At 65.7% G+C, this 1,261-nt stretch carries 2 protein-coding genes; both read left to right on the top strand.

Annotation, left to right across the window (positions count from 1 at the left end; translation table 11 throughout):
• Positions 1-65 precede the first annotated feature (65 nt).
• Complete coding sequence (locus AB0N89_RS41025; RefSeq protein WP_364217172.1) at positions 66-353, top strand: transposase; 288 nt, start codon at positions 66-68, stop codon at positions 351-353.
• Positions 350-1,228 (top strand): IS3 family transposase, encoded by an 879-nt coding sequence (locus tag AB0N89_RS41020; RefSeq protein ID WP_364217169.1) that lies wholly within the window; start codon positions 350-352, stop codon positions 1,226-1,228. The genes AB0N89_RS41025 and AB0N89_RS41020 overlap by 4 nt, the downstream gene beginning before the upstream one ends.
• The last annotated feature ends 33 nt before the right edge of the window (positions 1,229-1,261 follow it).

Raw genomic sequence — 1,261 nt, 5'->3', positions numbered from 1 at the left:
GTGGAGTTGCCCCTGTGGTGCGGACACCTTGATTCCAGACAGTGGTCTGGAGGGAGGATGTCCTGGTGTCTCGTTCGAAGTATCCGGAGCAGTTCCGCCGTGACGCGATCGAGCTGGTCAACTCTAGTGACCGGCCGTTGCGGCAGATCGCCCGTGAGCTCGGTGTCAATCACGAAACCCTGCGATCGTGGGTCAACGTAGCCAAACAGGCCGCCGAGGCAGGGCCGCCGGTGGAGGACCCGGCCACCCTCGATGAGGTGCAGCGGTTGCGGAAACAGGTCGCCGAGCTGCAGAAAGAGAAGGAGATCCTGCGTAAAGCGGCCGCCTATTTTGCCAAAGAGATGGATCGATGATCTACCGCTATCGGTTCATCTCCGAGCATCGCGCCGAGTTCGGCGTGAAGCGGTTGTGCCAGGTCCTGGGCCTGCGCCGGCAGGGCTTCCATGAGTGGGTCGCCGCCGAAGCCGACCGGGCCCGGCGGGCGGAGACCGAAGCCGAGCTAGTCACCGTGATCACCGGCATCCACGCCGAACACCGTGGCGCCTACGGCGTCCCGCGGATCACCGCCGAACTGCGCCGGCGCGGGCGGGTGGTGAACCACAAACGGGTCGAGCGGCTGATGCGCGAACACGGCCTGGCCGGGATCACCCGCCGCAAACGCCGGTCACTCACCAAGGCCGATCCGTCACCAGCCCTGGTGGTCCAGGATCTGATCCGCCGCGATTTCACCGCCGAGCACCCTGGCCGGCGGTTCGTCGGGGACATCACCTACCTGCCCACCTTCCAGGGCTGGCTCTACCTGGCCACGGTGATCGACCTGCACAACCGTGAGGTCGTCGGGCACGCCATGGCCGATCACCTGCGCGCCGACCTGGTCTGCGACGCGATCACCCTGGCCACCACGCGCGGCCTGATCCGCCCCGCCGCGGTGTTCCACTCCGACCGCGGCGTCCAGTACACCTCCGGCCAATTCCGCGCCGCGCTCACCGAACACCGGATCCACCCGTCGATCGGACGGACCGGATCCTGCTACGACAACGCCGTCGCCGAAGCGTTCTTCGCCACCCTCAAAACCGAGATCGGCACCACCATCTGGCACACCCGCGACCAGGCACGACACGACCTATACCGCTACCTCCACTACTACAACCACAACCGTCTACATTCGACACTCAGCCACCGAACACCCCACGAAACCCGAACCAGCTACCATCACCAAGCCGCGTGAAAACCCCGTGTCCGCCATCCGGGGGCAACTCCA

The organism is Amycolatopsis sp. NPDC089917, assembly GCF_040684635.1.
In the GTDB taxonomy this organism is placed as follows: domain Bacteria; phylum Actinomycetota; class Actinomycetes; order Mycobacteriales; family Pseudonocardiaceae; genus Amycolatopsis.
This window is presented reverse-complemented; position numbering and strand designations above follow the sequence as displayed.